The 17,111-nt window shown below is 40.5% G+C and carries 10 protein-coding genes and 2 riboswitches; of the genes, 2 read left to right on the top strand and 8 right to left on the bottom strand.

Annotated features, from left to right (window positions below):
- Positions 1 to 35: 35 nt before the first annotated feature.
- A riboswitch (purine riboswitch) is annotated at positions 36 to 137 on the bottom strand.
- Between the two features lie 100 nt (positions 138 to 237).
- From guaA to ACZ5AE_RS01490, 4 genes are all read right to left on the bottom strand, one after another.
- A complete protein-coding gene (guaA, locus tag ACZ5AE_RS01505) occupies positions 238 to 1,758 on the bottom strand; it encodes a glutamine-hydrolyzing GMP synthase (RefSeq protein ID WP_464573505.1) in 1,521 nt (506 codons plus the stop codon).
- Between the two features lie 146 nt (positions 1,759 to 1,904).
- Positions 1,905 to 2,006, bottom strand: a riboswitch (purine riboswitch).
- Positions 2,007 to 2,039: 33 nt separating this feature from the next.
- Positions 2,040 to 4,229 (bottom strand): DUF4129 domain-containing transglutaminase family protein, encoded by a 2,190-nt coding sequence (locus tag ACZ5AE_RS01500; protein ID WP_464568820.1) that lies wholly within the window; start codon positions 4,227 to 4,229, stop codon positions 2,040 to 2,042.
- A complete protein-coding gene (locus tag ACZ5AE_RS01495) occupies positions 4,229 to 5,446 on the bottom strand; it encodes a DUF58 domain-containing protein (protein WP_464568818.1) in 1,218 nt (405 codons plus the stop codon). Before ACZ5AE_RS01495 ends, ACZ5AE_RS01500 begins: the two co-directional genes overlap by 1 nt.
- Position 5,447: 1 nt before the next feature.
- Positions 5,448 to 6,389: an AAA family ATPase gene (locus tag ACZ5AE_RS01490; RefSeq protein ID WP_464573504.1), complete on the bottom strand. Its 942-nt coding sequence runs from the start codon at positions 6,387 to 6,389 to the stop codon at positions 5,448 to 5,450.
- 563 nt (positions 6,390 to 6,952) lie between these two features.
- Here ACZ5AE_RS01490 and ACZ5AE_RS01485 point away from each other — a divergent pair.
- Both ACZ5AE_RS01485 and ACZ5AE_RS01480 read left to right on the top strand, forming a co-directional pair.
- Positions 6,953 to 8,158, top strand: coding sequence for an acetate kinase (locus ACZ5AE_RS01485; protein WP_464568816.1), 1,206 nt, complete (start codon positions 6,953 to 6,955; stop codon positions 8,156 to 8,158).
- 644 nt (positions 8,159 to 8,802) lie between these two features.
- Entirely contained in the window at positions 8,803 to 9,789 is a 987-nt protein-coding gene (locus ACZ5AE_RS01480) for an L-lactate dehydrogenase (protein ID WP_464568814.1), read from the top strand.
- Between the two features lie 118 nt (positions 9,790 to 9,907).
- Here the strand turns inward: ACZ5AE_RS01480 and ACZ5AE_RS01475 are convergent, their stop codons facing one another.
- From ACZ5AE_RS01475 to ACZ5AE_RS01460, 4 genes are all read right to left on the bottom strand, one after another.
- Positions 9,908 to 10,663, bottom strand: a complete 756-nt coding sequence (locus tag ACZ5AE_RS01475; protein ID WP_464568812.1) for a response regulator transcription factor — start codon at positions 10,661 to 10,663, stop codon at positions 9,908 to 9,910.
- Positions 10,664 to 11,117: 454 nt separating this feature from the next.
- Positions 11,118 to 13,838, bottom strand: coding sequence for a polysaccharide lyase 8 family protein (locus tag ACZ5AE_RS01470; protein WP_464568810.1), 2,721 nt, complete (start codon positions 13,836 to 13,838; stop codon positions 11,118 to 11,120).
- Between the two features lie 282 nt (positions 13,839 to 14,120).
- Positions 14,121 to 14,561 (bottom strand): hypothetical protein, encoded by a 441-nt coding sequence (locus ACZ5AE_RS01465; protein ID WP_464568808.1) that lies wholly within the window; start codon positions 14,559 to 14,561, stop codon positions 14,121 to 14,123.
- Positions 14,562 to 15,451: 890 nt separating this feature from the next.
- Positions 15,452 to 16,168, bottom strand: coding sequence for a conserved phage C-terminal domain-containing protein (locus tag ACZ5AE_RS01460; RefSeq protein WP_464568806.1), 717 nt, complete (start codon positions 16,166 to 16,168; stop codon positions 15,452 to 15,454).
- Between the last annotated feature and the right edge of the window lie 943 nt (positions 16,169 to 17,111).

The following is a 17,111-nucleotide window of genomic DNA, read 5'->3' as shown; positions in this document are numbered from 1 at the left end:
GGCAGGTGAAAACAGAGAAAAGAATAAAAATGCATCTCTATTAAACACTGCCTCGTAGTCAAGCCATTTACGGTGGCTCGGTAGAAACTTCTGGGCCATATTCCCAAGATTATACGACGCAATTCGACAATATCTTCAATTAACAATTTTATTTTAACAGCGTTTTTTTTGTTTGTAAACAAAAAAACGAACGATGCTAAAAAATAATTTTAGCATCGTTCGTTTTTTACCTTACTTTTATTCCCATTCAATTGTTGCAGGCGGTTTGCTGGTGATGTCATAGACAACGCGGTTGATGTGCGGAACTTCGTTTACGATTCTTGTCGAAATGACTTCAAGAACATCCCATGGAATTCGTGCCCAGTCGGAGGTCATCCCATCAATTGATGTAACTGCGCGAATCCCAATTGTATAATCATAAGTACGGGTATCCCCCATTACGCCGACACTGCGGATGTCCGGAAGTACGGTAAAATACTGCCAAATATCGCGGTCAAGCCCGGCCTTTTTAATTTCCTCACGAAGAATCCAATCCGATTCGCGGACGATTTCCAATTTCTCTTCCGATATTTCACCAAGGACACGGATTCCAAGACCCGGACCTGGGAACGGCTGTCTCCAAACAATCTCATCAGGAATACCGAGCTCGGTTCCTAAAGCACGGACTTCATCTTTAAATAAAGTGTTTAATGGTTCAATCAATTTAAATTGCATGTCCTCAGGAAGCCCGCCGACATTATGGTGTGATTTAATTGTTTGCGCTGTTGCTGTACCGCTCTCGATTATATCGGTATAAAGCGTTCCTTGTGCTAAAAATTCAATGCCCTCAAGCTTTGCCGATTCATCATCGAACACATAAATAAATTCATTGCCAATAATTTTCCGCTTTTTCTCAGGGTCAGAAACACCGGCTAACTTTGATAAGAAGCGGTCTTTAGCATCGACCTTGATAACATTCATATGGAAGCCTTCAGAGAAAGTTTTCATAACGCTGTCAGCTTCGTTTTTCCGTAATAAGCCGTGATCAACAAAAATACAGGTTAACTGATCGCCGATGGCTTTATGAATTAATACGGCAACAACTGAAGAGTCTACCCCGCCGCTTAGCGCGCACAGAACTTTTTTATCACCGACAGTTGCGCGGATTTTTTGCATTTCCATTTCAATGAAGTTCTCCATTGACCAATCGCCGCTGCAGTCGCAAACATTGAATACGAAATTTTTTAAAAGATCATTCCCGTAAATAGAATGGCGCACTTCCGGATGGAACTGAACAGCATAAAGCTTTCTATCCGCATTGCTCATAGAAGTAATCGGGCAGGATGGGCTTGTTGCATCGACAGTAAACCCTTCCGGCGCTTCCACAACAAGGTCGCCGTGGCTCATCCAGACCACCTGCTCTTCTGGAAGACCACCAAATAGCGCTGATTGATTTTCCACCTTCATTGTTGCCTTTCCATACTCACGATGCTTCGCCTTTTCTACTTTTCCGTTTAAATGGACTGTCATCAATTGCATTCCATAGCAAATGCCAAGAATCGGCAGACCCATTTCGAAGATTTCTTCGTCACAGCGGAAGGAATTTTCATCATAAACGCTATTCGGGCCGCCGGAAAAAATAATTCCCTTCGGATTCATCTTGCGGATTTCTTCTGCTGTAATTGTATGTGGATGAAGTTCGCTGTACACACCAAACTCGCGAATTCGGCGTGTGATTAATTGATTATACTGACTTCCAAAGTCTAAAACGACAATCATATCTTGCTTTCCAGACAAAATGCCCACCCCTATTTTTATAAAAGTAAGTTTAGTTTTCCCGTTTTTCCACAAAAAATAAAAAAACTAGAATCCCCGCCCATAAGAAAAAGGAAGGCAGAATTCTAGTTTTCTCGTAAAAGATTATACTTAACCAGTTCTGCCTTCATAGTCAGGCCATTTACGGCAGCCCGGTAGAGACTCTCGAACCCTATCATCGAGGATATATGAAGGTTATCACCTATTAAATTACACCATATTGTAACAATAGGTTGATTTTTTGGTCAAGCGATTGTCTTTTTAATTAAATTTTCCCACAATTCACGAGTTTCTTTCCAGCTTCCCTCCGGAAGGTTTTGATGGTATAAGTACTGCTCATACGCCTGTGTTAAGCGAGTCATTTCCCTTGTGGAGAAGAATGTATCGATATACCGTGCATAGTTACGAAGTGTTTGATTTTCCTTACGTTTTAACCCATAACGTTCGAGCTGACTTAGTAAAATCAAGTAGGCCGCACCAATAGTTTCATCCTTTTTCGTAAAACGGTACCGCAGCATGACCAGATACGGGAACCATTTGCCGCGAATTCGATACAGAAGCGCAATAACAGCAGCAGCAAGTACGCCGCCAAACACAATCCATTTCCACTCTTTTTTGAAGAACAACTGGATGTTTCTCATGATATCCTTGATATCAAAGGAGTTATCTTTCTTTACATTTGCTGTTTCTTCAAGCGGTTTCTTTTCCGGTTTTTTAACAGGGGCAGGCGCAGGATTTTGCGTATTTGTAGAAGTCTGCCCTGATGTAAAGTCAATGTTAATACTGTTTGAGAACCCTTTTGTCGGTTCAAATGGAATCCAGCCTTGAGCCGGGATAAATACCTCTACCCAGGAATGAGCGTTATTATTAGTAATTGTGTAAAGCTCCTTTGTTTCGTCATCCGGGCTGTATTCCAGGAAATCTCCCCCCGTAAATCCCTTTACCCAGCGGGTTGGAATGCCAATCGAGCGGAGCATGACAGCCATTGAGCTGGAAAAATTATCGCAGTACCCTGTTTTCGTATCGAATAAAAATTGGTCCACATAATCTTCTTTTTCCCCGGGGATAGCTGCATTTTTCTGGTCATAGGTGTATTCCGTATTTCCAAAATAGCGCTCGACCGCTCTTGCCTTATCGAACCAATTCGTTTCGGAAGCGGTGACCTCTTCTGCTAATTGTTTGATTCTTGGCGGCAGCCCTTCCGGAATCTGGGTATACCTTTTGTAAAACTCCTCGTTCATGACAGCCGGGTCATAGCCGATCGTTTTTCTTAAATCTACGGCTTTGTATTTAGGCACCTTAAAATCAACCGTATAATCCACATTGCTGATATTTCTGATTTTTTCCGTATTCGTATCAACTTGAATAGTGTATTGTTCGGGCAGCTTTGGTTTGAAATCAATGAACTTTTGAATTCCAGCCGGATAAACAACAAAAGAAACAAACTCCCCAGCCGGATTGACTTTAGCCGTTTCATCGGTTGTTTCCACATTACTTGGAACAGATAATACCGGCACTAAATCAGACTGTCTAAAATCAATGGTTGTTGCCCCTGATGCAAGCCATCCCTTTCCGGTATACACATCCTTCGTTTCGACCTTCCAATATTTCTTGCCATTCGACTCAACCGTAAAAACAGTTGTATCATCCCCAATGAACGGACCGCCCAATCGAGAGTCGTTCGTCCCGTAGCCAATGCGACTGATACCGCCGATGCCATCCCCGCCTCCCTTGTTACCCGCAGCTTTAAAAAAAGGAACAGGGTCGGGCCAAATCGGCGCTGCCTTCGGAGCAATAATTCCAACAACCACACTAAAGGCAACCAAAATAATAAGCGGCACTAGCCATTTTTTCATAAAAGCGGAGGAGTTGTTTATATTTTCTCTTCGGTTAATACGGAAAAACGTCAGCATGCCCATGACGGCAAAACCGACCGCCACAGTACGGACGATGGCATTTTTGGCATCATAGATGGTAAACGTATCAAGAACCGTGATATACAGTAACGTCATAAAGAAAAAGATAAAGATTTGCTGCTGCCGCAACAGCCAATAATGGATGAGGTAGACCATAATCCACATTAGGATAAAAAACAGCAGGGTGCGGAATTCGTTCGATAGTTCAGTCCAGTTCCTCGCTAAAATGTACCCTAAGTTATTAATAACATCCTCAGAAAAAGACCCTAACCACCCGGAGTGAAAAAAACCTCCCTCGTGGTGGAGCCGATTAATCGTAAAAAGAATGAAAGCAATCTTAATCAGCCATTGCCAAAACCATCTTAGTTGTAGATAGGACAAAGCAAAGGCGATAATCAAAAAAACAATAAATGTTTCAATATGGTCCGTATCTGTTAATTGCTCCACCGGCCTAAGCCATTCCCATAGCAGTAAAAATCCAAAGGTATATAAAAGAAAGGTTGGGAAATCTCTTTTCATTAATATAACGTCACCTCCGTGAAGGCAGATGCGAATTGGCCATCATGAACTAATATCACACGGACGCCGCGGGCGTTTGCAACTCTAATGAGCGAGCGTTCATTGTCGTCGGACGATTCATGTTCCCATTTGATGAGGAAAAGAGTAATTGCCCCTTTCCTTTGGCCGAGAATGCTGGCTTTTTCAATCAATGGCTTGGTTAACTGTGCCGTGACGATCATGAATGAAATGGCTTGCTGAATAAAAAGGCCATCTGCTTCAATGACCTTTTCTAGCGGCGAAAAGCTCTTTGCTTCGATTTTTGCGAGATGATAGAAAAGCTGCTGCAGCTGATGTTCTCCGCCTCTAATCGGGAACGAGGCTCGTTCCTTGCTGATGGTAAGAAGACCTGTTTGCGCCCCTTTTTTCAAAACAGCCCTTAATAAGGAGGCCGTGAACGAAACTACTGCTTCAAAGCGTTTATCCGGTACGCAGTCCATCACCACAAATACATCATGAGACTGCCGCTGTTCAAACTCTTTTGTCATAATCTCATTCCGCTTGGCGGTTGCCTTCCAGTTAATCCAGGAAAATCGATCGCCCGGCTGGTAATCCCTGACACCGACTGCCATGGTCGTATCACGCTGGACCCGTTCTCGGGATGCCGTTAAACCTTGGTCATACTGGTGCTCAAAGGGACGGTAAAGGAGCTCCGCATACGCCGGATAGACAATGATTTTTCCTTCAGCTGGATGTGCTTTTTCCTTTTCAAATAAGCCGAGCGGGTCACCGGTCCTAAGGGTAAAGGATTGAAAAAAATGTTCACCGCGAGGCAATTTATCGATGGTATATTCATATGTAAACTCTTTTTTAAACCCCGGAAACAAAATAGCCTTAGGGGAGCTGGCTTTATCGGCATATTCTAATGCTTGGTCCAGGTTATCTTGGACGATTAAATAAAATAACGGAAAGCCTTTCGACCTTTTTATCTGGACGGTTACTTTTAACGGTTCACCGGCTTTGTATTCCGTTTTGGACAGAGCCCTTTTGACTTCCAGTTCGTTCAAAGAATAGAGAGAAAGGGCGACGCAATAAATCGCAAAAGGCAGGAAGCTGTAAAACAGAAACCAGCTGACAAATGCCCCTTGGAACATTGCATAGGAGAAGGTCAAGAGGATTAAGAAAACTAACAGGAAAAATTTCCAAACCCTTTTGGTGAATTTCCATATTTTTTTCATATTACTTCACAAGCCTTTGGACAGGAACGGGAACTCTGTTAACCACACGATTCACCACTTCCTCCGAGGTGATCCCTTCAAATTTCGCTTCCGATTTTAAAATAATCCGATGCGACAGGACGTACGGCGCTAAATATTGAATATCATCCGGCAGCACATAGTCGCGTCCAAAAATTAAAGCATAGGCTTGCGCAGCTTTCATCAACGCAATGGAACCCCTTGGGCTTGCACCGAGGTAAACACTTCCATACCCTCTTGTCCGGTTAACGATATCCACGATATAACGTTTGATTGTATCATCGACGAACACTTCCTTGACTTCTTGGTGCAGGTCGCGCAGGCCCTCCAAGTCAATAACCGGCTGAAGGTCTTCAATTGGCGGTACCTTTTGCGCCCGGTTCAACACCTCGATTTCTTCCTGAATATCCGGGTAGCCCATCTTCATTTTTAATAAAAAGCGGTCAAGCTGTGCTTCAGGAAGAGGATATGTACCTTCATATTCAATCGGGTTTTGCGTAGCCATCACGAAGAACGGCCTTTGGAGTTTGTGCGTAACACCGTCAATCGTAACACTCGCTTCCTCCATGCCTTCAAGGAGTGCCGACTGTGTCTTCGGTGAAGTCCGGTTAATCTCATCAGCAAGAATGATATTCCCCATCAGTGGGCCCGGGCGAAATTGGAATTCCATTTCCTTCGGGTTATAAATGGATACTCCGGTAACATCTGACGGCAGCAGATCCGGGGTAAACTGAATTCTCCGGAAGTTAGCATTGACTGATTTGGCTAAGGCACGGACCATCATTGTTTTTCCGACACCCGGCACGTCTTCAAGCAGAACATGGCCTCCCGCTAGCAGCGCTACAAGGCTAAGTTCCGCGACGTTTCTTTTTCCAATCATAACCTTTTCAATATTTGCGAGAATTTTATCTATCGTCGGATTCATTTGTTCGTGGGCCAAAGTTGTCTCCTCCTCATTCAAAAAGCCAAATAATTACATTCTATCTATGTATTCGATTTTTTCTTGAAAAATTCCTGTAAAAAGGACATAGATAATTCAACTATTTGACGGATGAGGAGGAGGATATGTTTCTTACTTTTCTGTTAAATTGCTAATGTAAGTTTTTCAAACATTAAAAAGAAGCTTACAACTATTATAGCTGCTGCGATTAATTTTCTAGCAATCACGATTGGCATCTTCCTTTCATTAAAATCCTCCAAATCAATACAAAAAAAGGACTACCTCCTTATTATCAGGATGTAGTCTCTGATTTAGCCGAAATATAAGGCAGATTCATAAAAAGAATGCTACATTTACTCTGGGCGAATAACCGGAAGTCCATACGATTCTCACCTAATCTCCCACTTAATTTTTGAACATATCTTGTAGACTTTGTTACAAGTCTGTGGAATAGATAGGAATCCCTATCAGTTCGAATTATTATTATTTTGATGATGAAAAAGAGAAAAATGACACCTTGAGATCTACACTAAAAAGGAGCTGTTAATATGTCAAAGATTATTGCCATAAATGCCGGCAGTTCATCTCTAAAGTTCCAATTATTTGAAATGCCAAGTGAAGAAGTAATCACTAAGGGGTTAATTGAACGTATTGGAATGGATCATGCTGTTTTTACGATTACTGCCAATGGAAATAAAATAGAAGAAATTAAAGAAATCCCTGACCATTCAGTTGCCGTTGAACTACTCTTAAATACATTAATCGAGCTAAGAATTATTACATCCTTGAATGAAATTGAAGGGATTGGTCACCGTGTGGTGCATGGAGGAGAAATTTTTAGTGATTCGGCACTTATAACCGATGAAGTACTTCGTCAAATCGAGGAACTTTCCGTTTTGGCTCCTCTTCACAATCCTGCAAATGTTACGGGTATTAAAGCGTTCAAAAAAGTATTGCCGTACGTTCCTGCGATTGCCGTTTTTGATACGGCTTTTCATCAGACGATGCCGGAGAAATCTTACCTATACAGCTTGCCTTATGAATATTATGAAAATTATGGTATTCGGAAATATGGTTTCCATGGAACTTCCCATAAATATGTTTCTGAACGTGCCGCATATTTATTAGGAAAACCTATTGAAAGCTTGCGGTTAATTTCCTGTCACTTAGGTAATGGTGCCAGCATTACAGCGATTGAGGGAGGGAAATCAATCGATACCTCGATGGGATTCACTCCTTTAGCAGGTGTGGCGATGGGAACTCGTTCAGGAAACATCGATCCCGCGCTAATTCCTTATATCATGGAAAAAACGGGGAAAACAGCTGATGAGGTTTTAGACATTTTGAATAAGAAAAGCGGATTATTGGGCGTTTCAGGTGTTTCGAGTGATTTACGGGATATTATAACGTTAGCTGAAAACGGCGACCACCGTGCAGAGCTTGCCCTTGAAGTGTTTGTAAATAGAATCCATAAGTACATTGGCACTTATGCTGCAAGAATGTCAGGTGTTGATGCGATTATTTTCACAGCCGGAATCGGTGAAAATAGCGATGTGGTTCGTGAACGAGTACTGCGGGGCCTTGAATTTATGGGTGTTTATTGGGACCCTGCTCTTAATAAGACCCGAGGAAAAGAGGCATTTATCAATTATCCTCATTCCCCTGTTAAGGTTCTTGTCATTCCAACAAATGAAGAAGTGATGATTGCACGTGATGTCGTAAGATTGGCGGACTATGCGCTGGTAACGGTTTGATGTCTTGCTTTTTTTAATTCCCGCATCTAGGATCGGGAGGGTCCGCCCTTATCGGTTGGGATCAGGTTAAGCACCCGAGATGAAAAATAGACGAAAAAATTTCGCTTATTTAGTGTTTGCTATTAAAAAATGCTTAAATAGACGGAAAAATTTCGCTTATTTACTAAAAAATGCGAAAAAGGGGGACTTTTCTAGTCAATAGGCGGAAATTATTCCCTTATTTACCCCAAAACGAGCTCATTTCCGTATTTAACCGTAAAATCTCCGCTTATTTTTCTTTTGCTGGTTACTCGATTAAGGACTAGCCATCATTTTTAATAGGGAGTGAGTTTTTCCAAAAGAACATTTTATTTAAATAAGGTTATGTATTACTAATAAAGAAACTCGCCCATTCCTATGGCGAGTTTTACTTTTTTTAATACCAATAACGGTCATTTCAGCACCTCAAAACGAACCCTTTACAGTTTTAAGAAGAAGTAGTCATTTTTTATAGAAAAATATTTCTCTAACAGTTTTTCTCTCTCCTGCTTCCTTACGGAATTTACACAACTCAAGGCTAGCGGTAGTCCCAAATTATTTTAACAGTAAAACTATTCTATTTATTATGATAAAATATTAACATTACTTGTTTAGGAGGTATACCAATGAAAAGAAATAAACTAGTAGTTGTAGGATTGGGCCATGTCGGCTCATATGTTCTGGCAGATGCCATGAAATTAGGATTATTTGCGGAAATCGCAGTCATTGATATTGATAAGGATGTTGCATTTGGTGAGGCACTTGACCAATCTCATGCCACCGCTCTTACATATATGTCCAATACAACTGTCCGTTCTGGCGGTTATTCCGAATGTGCCGATGCCGATGTCATTATCTGTGCTGCCGGCCCGAGCATGCTGAAAAGCGAAGATGATAAGATGCCGGACAGGGCCCAATTGGCGGCGGTCAATGCTGAGGTCATTCGTGAAGTCATGTCTGGAATCACGCAATATACAAAAGATGCTATCATTATCTTAATCACAAATCCATTAGATACCATGGTCTACATAGTGGAAAATGAATTTGGCTATCCGAAGGGACGGGTATTTGGAACCGGAACGATGCTTGATTCTGCCCGCCTTCGAAAAATCATTGCCGACAATTATGACATCGATCCAAAAAGTGTAACAGGTTATATGATGGGCGAACACGGCCATACCGCGTTCCCGGTATTGAGTCGTTTAAACGTACAAGGCTTCGGTGAAAAGGAACTAGATGAAGTTTTTCAAGGTAAAGAGCCGCTAAGCCGTGAGAGAGTTAAGCAGCAGGTGGTTAAGGCAGCTTTTGATGTATTAAATGGCAAAGGCTGGACCAATGCCGGTGTTGCGCAGGCTGCTGTTACGCTGGCAAAGACTGTTTTGCTGGATGAACGCAGTGTTTATCCCGTGTGCACCACTTTACACGGACAATATGGCTACGACGGTGATGTTGCCTTAAGTATGCCATGCATCGTTGGTCGAAATGGAATAGAGCAACAATTAGAAATTGCACTTGATGCTCAAGAAATGGACTGGCTGCATCAATCTGCCGAGTATATTAAAGAAGCAATGAAAATGGCCAATACAGGCAAAAATTCAAAATTCATTTTATAAAACAGCAAAAAACCACTCCCTTGTTTTTTAGTGAGTGGTTTTGACTTACAAATCATAACAAAAATATGTAAAGGTTCACTCAAACACTCAAACAACCATCACTTCCTCAAAGCCCTTTCTAAACACTGACCTTACTACGTTGAAACGATCTGCGAAACTCTGAAGGTGTTTTTCTTTTTATTCTTTTAAATGTTTTGCTGAAATATGACAAATCCGTATAGCCAAGACGATGGGCTATTTCTGTTATTCTAAGGGATGTGCGTGTGAGCAGCCGCTCCGCTTCGTCCATCCGCAATTGCTGAACATAATCCAAAAAATTTTGATTCATTTGGCTCTTAAAAAGCTGACTTAAATAGCTTGGATTCAAGTGCACTTCCTTCGCAGCCTCCGTCAAGGTCACTTCACCAGGCACCTTGGACTTGATGAACTCTACCACATGTTCTACGGTGGACTTCTCCAATGGATCTGGGGCCGCTCTCGCTTTATCCTGCTCATCGAAATCCACACAAAGGTTTAGCCATCTTTCTAAACAGACTGTCATTTCCTCAACTTCTACCGGCTTTAGTAAATAATCGAATACACCTGCCCTTAGTGATTGCTGGAAATAGGGAAAATTATCATGGCCGCTAATCATCACAACTGTTTGTTTTTGATTGACCGAACGCAATTGTTCCAAAAATGTTAAGCCATCCATGACAGGCATCCAAATATCTGCCATAATTAGGTCTGCATGATTCGTTTCCAGCCAGTGCAGCGCTTCTGAACCATTGCTGCTTTCGTGACAGACCACAACCGGTAGACCAGTCTTTTCGATAGTCCGTCTGATGGCGGTCCTTCCCCATCTTTCATCGTCTACAAGAAGTATTTTTTTCATATTCTAGGCCTCCTAGCTCATTACCGGGCAGATAATGAAAACCGAAATACACACCGCTTCCTACTGAACACGAAATTTTCGTAATACGAAATACCATTCAAGGGACGACCCATAGCAATCGCCTATAATAGGACTTATCCCGCACAGTTGAAACGCTTTCAATTTGATGTGGTGGTGTAGTTACTACTGCTCGGATTCATTATTGGCAATTAGAGTAGAATGTTGTTTGGAAGGTAATTTATTCTTCATAGATTACCTTTTGCAAACAACCACAATCTTGTCTATGAAGTCTCAAATCTCTGATACTATCATATTATTTTTGAATCTTCTATTAATGAGGCTTTTTGCTTATTATTACCATTTTATGCATATTAATCGCTAATTCAAAAAAGGAAGCCCTCCGGTCCAGATGTCCGGAAAGGGCCTCCTTTAAAATTTATTTGGGTATTACCTATTACGGCTGGGACCAATATTCGATCAGTTGCTCAACCTTAGTGCTTAATTCTTCCTTTGCGCTTCCGGAAATTAAGTCTTGCAGTCCTTTATTATTAATGTGCTTTTGGAAATCTTGTAAACTCTTAATCGCTTGACCCTGGTGCTGCTTATCATACTGGTCTTGTGCATGTACTAAATTTTCCTTTAACTGTACCAGCATAGCTCCTTGTACATCACCAGACTGTGCATAGTCATCGACAATCTTGTTAATGGACTGGACATTTAACAGTGCCAATTTTACCTTGAACGTTTTTCCTTTTGCATTTTTGACATCGATGGACAGTTTAATAGTTGGGTATGTCTGGGTTACGGAAACGCCACTGTCAGCCGAGACTACAATTGCTGCCGGAGTATTGATTTCAAGATTGATCGTGCCAGCGTTTTTCTGAGTTGGATCCGATACGGAGATCTCCAATTCATTTCCGGATTGCATAGTCATGACCGAAGCCTTTTTATCGCTGGTAATGAAATCATTACCAGCCACTTTTACAGGTTGGCTGTTATCATTCCAGAAATTTGCCGCCACGATATTCAGTTTCTTTTCCTGAACAGCTTGTACATCACCTGAGTTTTCAAGCACTTGGATATCAGGATTATTTGCATAATCTGTTGTTTGGCTGCTTGTTTTGTTTGGCAGAATCACATATTCATACGTATCGTTGACAGGGCTTGCTCCGTGATCTTTCCAGAGTGTTACAAAGTTTCTGGTAACATCCGAATCATCAGTAAATTTAGGATACAGGTTGCTGTTGCTCCATTTATCCGTTCTTGCTTCACGCAAGGCATTGACTGTAGTCGGTTCCGGGAAGTAGTAGCCGATATCGGAACCAGTTGTATTTCCTTGCAGATGAATGGTCTTAACATCATTCATTGTCTCTTGCCAGCCTAATTTTGCTGGCTCGGCAACGCCATTAACTGTCAGCTCATTCGTCCCGTCATTTTTAATTTTTCTGTTTTCGATTGTTGTTTCAATTGTCCGGTTGTCGATGCTGTTAATGCCTGCACCCAATGCAACAACCTCATCATCGAACATGAACCAGGATTTTTTGGCTGTCAATGTGTTTTTCCAGGCTTTGGAGCCGTTCAATGCCATGCCGGACACACCGTAAAGCCCTGCGATGTTTGTGCCGCCTACCCAATCTTCCGCACTCGCTTTGCTTTGTCCCTCGCTGCGATTCCTCTTCTGAGTGTCAACTGTGGTTCCAGGGATTCTGTACATATTGACGGTTCCCCAATAATCATCGCTGTATTGGCTCAAATCGCTATTATACAAATAGGTAGCGCCATCACCCATATACCACCCTTTTAGGTTTTCATCGTTAATTGATTCATAGTTATAGATGCGGCTGGATGACATGCCAAGAGCGAAGCCGAAATCTGGACGTAAATGAACGGTACGGTCCATGTTAGCAAATTGGCGATTCGTGACCAGCTCTCCTCTCGGTTTAATCGTTGGGTCCTGCACAATTTGCTTGGCCAAGACGACATGATAAATCGGAGCCGTTTCATAAAAACTCAGGTACGTATCCGATTCGATCCATTCTTTCACCATGCTTTTTAGCCTTGCTGCATACTGAGGCGGCGCAAACGTGGCAAGGTGAAGAATCGGCCGGATGGTTTCATGACCCATTAAATGATCCTGCTGATTAAACCTTGAGATCTCCCTTCCGCGAATAATATCCATTAATCCGCCTTTATAAATAACAGGCTCATAGGAATCAAAAATCCATTGGTACATATTATCCAGGTTAGGGTCAGTAACCTTCCAATCAGAACCGTCTAATAAATAAACGAAGGAAACGAGATTGGCAAGCAGCGCTTTCCCATACCCTCCAGTATACGGATGGTTTCCATGCTGCAGGAAGGAGCCGTCTTTATAAAAGCCATCACCAGTAGTAACATATTCAAATAACGGACTAATCGCGTCACGTGATGCGGCAAGCTTGTCCCCATCACCTAGGATAATCGAGCGAATTCCTACAACTTGTGCCACATACATGAGGTTTGCACCTGTTGCCTTGTTCCCATTGGCCCTGGTTGGATCGGGAGTAAATTTATCAATGACTGCCATATAATTGCTTCTTTCTTCCGGTGTCAACTGATCATATAGCAAAACTACTGTATCATTAAGAGCAAGCGGTGTACCGATACACCAATCAAACCAGTTTGTCTTGCCAATTGATCTGTTGGTGTTATATTTTTTCTCGTACAGCCAGTTTAAGCCATTTTTAATATCTGTTAAAAAATCAGGGTTATGATACAAGGTGACTGTTTCACCAGAGCTGTTTTTGACGGCTGCCCCCTTTGTTTCATAAGCCACTGCCATGGCATTCAAACGTTGATAGGCTAGTGTCATCGGGCTTGATTTACTCTTTTCTACGGTGATTGTGCTGTCGTCTAAATCAGGCCAGATATAGTTATCCGGATTGGTTTTAACCATTGGTTCCCAATAGTCATATGCAGTCTTTGCAATAATATCTACCTTGCTTGCCACATCTGGATCTTCCAGCGAAAAGTCCCCGCCAACTAAGTAGGACTTCCACTTCTGTCTCAGAGCTTCAAAATCCGCGGACGATCCTTCTTCGGCAGAACTATGTTTCACTGCAAGCGGTAAAATCGTTGCAAACACAACCACAAAAGCTAAAAGCGTTTTCCCCGCTAACGATAATAGATGTCTCACTTGTCGTTCCCCTCGTTTCTAAAAGATTAAAAGCCTCATTTACCACAAATGATTTATTAATCGATTCCCCCCTTTAGAAAACACGCTATCAATTCCTTTAAATAAGCAAGCGGTTTCAAAAAATTAAGTCTATTTTAGCACTGGTTAAATTTTCATAATACACACACATTTTAGGGGTTTTAGCAAATTTTTTAGGAATTTTGCTAAGACTAACACTACCAATTCTAAAGAAACTACAAAAAAACCACTCCCAAAACTTTAGGAAGTGGTTTTTGCAATTGATTATTTGTGATAATATCGTTTTCTTTGTTTTTCTTTAGAAACAGCATTATAGTTATTTAATTTTGTAAACCGCTTTTTCTTTTTTAAGTACTTTTCGTTAAGGACAACCACTTTCCGGTTTTCAGTGGTGATGTATTTTCGGTAAATTGATTTATATTTTTCGATTCCGAAATGACCTAATATATAAATTGGGAGGATCATGCATACGTGGATGACCAATTGCAGAATTAAATCAAATTCAGTCCCAATAAGGTATTTAGTCATTACAGCATGCGCCAAAAGAGAAGCCATTAAACATATTACTACATTACAAATATGGAAAGGAACAGTATCTGTTTTCTCATGTAACACCCGCTCTAGTTCGGACTTAATATAAAGTGTTGTAAATACAGATATGACAATAACAATTATGGAAACAAAATATGGAAGAACAGTGTACAACTTTTTCGATCCCCCACTCTCATGTTATCAAACAAACACTTTATTTTCATTGTAACACAAGAAATGGAAAAAGAAGCTTCCCAAGACATTAGTTCAGTCCCTCAGTGAACTAAAGCTTTAACGAACCAGGGGACTGGCCTCTTAGTCAGGTCGTCTTATGTAATAATCTCCTTCAAAAGCTTTCCACCATTTTTACTAAATTCCTGTCTCGACAATATTCTTCCTTCTAGGGGGGATTAAACATAGATTTCATAGCATCTTATGCTTTTCTAATCAATCGTTTAGTTAAAACTAATTTAGCTGATTAAACGTTTAATTAAATACTTCCTAAACCCTTTAAACATAAGCATTATAGGCTGTTTTCAAGGAAAAAGTTGTCGTATAGAAGTTGTGGTTGTTATAAATTTTCTTCAAAACTGACAATAGAAACCACCATAATACTTTTTCGGACGAATAGAAACAAATTGTATACTAAATAATCGTTTGATTACAAGCGTAATAACCCCTTTCAAACAGGGTTTTTTCCTGTTTTCTAGAAAAATATATTGTCGATGAAAACACCTGTTTTTCTACTATAGGTGAAACGAATGTGGAACAAATTGATGGATACAAAAATGCTCAAGGATGACAGTGCTGTATTTTCCCTACCAATCTTCTTCCCCTGCATTCAAATCTAATACAAAACCACTAGTTATATCCCGCCCATAAGACGTATTCAGTACCAAATCACAAATTTTGGGCGGATGCGGCGAATCTACTACAAATTTCAATAGATTCTCATGCACTCGATCATACGAATAATTTTGTAGAACTATATGCCAAGCATCTAGCTTCTGTTGATCAAAATGAAACTTTTCATAATAAGTACCATTAAAGTATAAAGCTCTTTCTTAATCATCAAAGTTAAAATCCTCCTCAGTCATTTTCTTCTTTTCTTCCTTCTGATTGAGATAAGCTTCAAATTTGGTCCCAAACAATGTCTCCGGCCGCAGGAACTTATTCCAATATGGATCTGGCTTCCATTCATTTGACTTTAAATTGATGACTCTTGTAAAATCCTCAAGGGTAAAACCTTCTCCGTATCTGGCATGAATTAGTTCCCTTGTTTTAATAGAGCTTAGTTTAAAGTTCTTTGCAGTCTTCTCATTCAAATAGCGGATAATTTCAGCATATGGAATCTCCCTTTTCACAGGAGAAGGGACAGCGGATTCCTTCGTCTTTTCCTGGTCCTCCTCAGATACATGTTCCTCATTAAGATGAGCTTTACGTTCAAGTAGGCTACCTTCAAGCTCCTGCAACTTTTCATAATCAATGGTGTACCATTTTGTCTTATCCATTTTCATTTGATTCCAATTTTCAGATAAAAGTAATCCCAGCATCTCTAATGAGCGAATCGTCCGCTTAATTGTACTTACTGACCAAAATGGCAGCTGTTTCTGCCACTCTTCATATGTATTATAAACCCAGGTTCTCCCCTCAATTTTATGCTTGCTGATCCCAAGCCAATAATGAATTTGCTGCAATACCACTGCCTCATTTATACCAATCTCAACTGCCAAACTAGGAATAATCATTACAGGACTTTCATTGATTAATAACCTACTCATCTGAACCTCTCCTTTGTTGAACTTTTTAAAAGGAAACTTGATGCGCTCGTAAGACACGAGTAGCCCACCGATTGGTTTATGTCCCTTCACTATCTATTTAGTAATAAAATCGGGAAAAGGACAGGTTCTTATAAAAAATATTTTTGCTTGATAAAATCGAAATGGAAGGGGACATATTATTTGTAGTAATCTTTGAAGTACTCTAATGAAGAAATCTATGGTATTGCTTGGGTCAACAAGAGTTTCTCTACGCGTCATTCTGAACCCAACTACACGTCAGGATGATCGATTCAGCTTGGTCATTTTGTGCTGATGCAGGTACCATCCAACCTGTCCTTTAAACAGCATGAAAAAAGGCTTCCCAAAAGTTCTTTCAACTTTTGATAAGCCTCTATTAATAAAACTTTCTCTTACATTTAAACCCTACATACCGAGGGTTGGAACGGCCTATTACATCATGCCGCTCATTCATTCACTAGTCTAACACAAGGAAATTATGTTTAATAAACGGCGATAAATCAACCTTTTTCGGTTTTGTTTTAAATAACTTGAAATAGTTTATAAAAAAGACGAGGACAAATATAAAAAGTCCCATGATGATGCCTTTAATAATCGTATTAATTAAGCTCTTTAATTTATTTAGTAAATAGAGTCAAATATAAAATAAATTGATTTTTAAAAAGCCTGTTAAAAAACAGGCTTCACTTTTTAAAACCCTAATTACATCATGCCGCCCATATGGTTTTAAGATGTAACATTTTTAACGACGGTAGAAGAAAGACCCGTTGAATCAGCATTCTGCAAGTATCAAGTATAATATCTTTAACCCTAATTTACTTCGTTTTATTGGACTTCGTTAGCAAAATGTTAGCATGTTGTTAGTAGTCAATGATTTGCAAATAACTTGATGTCTCTTATAACAGAAGCGGTGCAAATTCTGTTT

This window comes from Neobacillus sp. S1227 (assembly GCF_055385255.1).
Note: the sequence above shows the minus strand (reverse complement) of the source record. Positions and strands in the feature narration are given on the sequence as shown.

Coding starts and splice junctions, on each gene's coding strand:
- guaA (WP_464573505.1), bottom strand. CDS start 1,758: ATGATTGTCGTTTTAGACTTTGGAAGTCAGTATAATCAATTAATCACA.
- ACZ5AE_RS01500 (WP_464568820.1), bottom strand. CDS start 4,229: ATGAAAAGAGATTTCCCAACCTTTCTTTTATATACCTTTGGATTTTTA.
- ACZ5AE_RS01495 (WP_464568818.1), bottom strand. CDS start 5,446: ATGAAAAAAATATGGAAATTCACCAAAAGGGTTTGGAAATTTTTCCTG.
- ACZ5AE_RS01490 (WP_464573504.1), bottom strand. CDS start 6,389: ATGAATCCGACGATAGATAAAATTCTCGCAAATATTGAAAAGGTTATG.
- ACZ5AE_RS01485 (WP_464568816.1), top strand. CDS start 6,953: ATGTCAAAGATTATTGCCATAAATGCCGGCAGTTCATCTCTAAAGTTC.
- ACZ5AE_RS01480 (WP_464568814.1), top strand. CDS start 8,803: ATGAAAAGAAATAAACTAGTAGTTGTAGGATTGGGCCATGTCGGCTCA.
- ACZ5AE_RS01475 (WP_464568812.1), bottom strand. CDS start 10,663: ATGAAAAAAATACTTCTTGTAGACGATGAAAGATGGGGAAGGACCGCC.
- ACZ5AE_RS01460 (WP_464568806.1), bottom strand. CDS start 16,168: ATGAGTAGGTTATTAATCAATGAAAGTCCTGTAATGATTATTCCTAGT.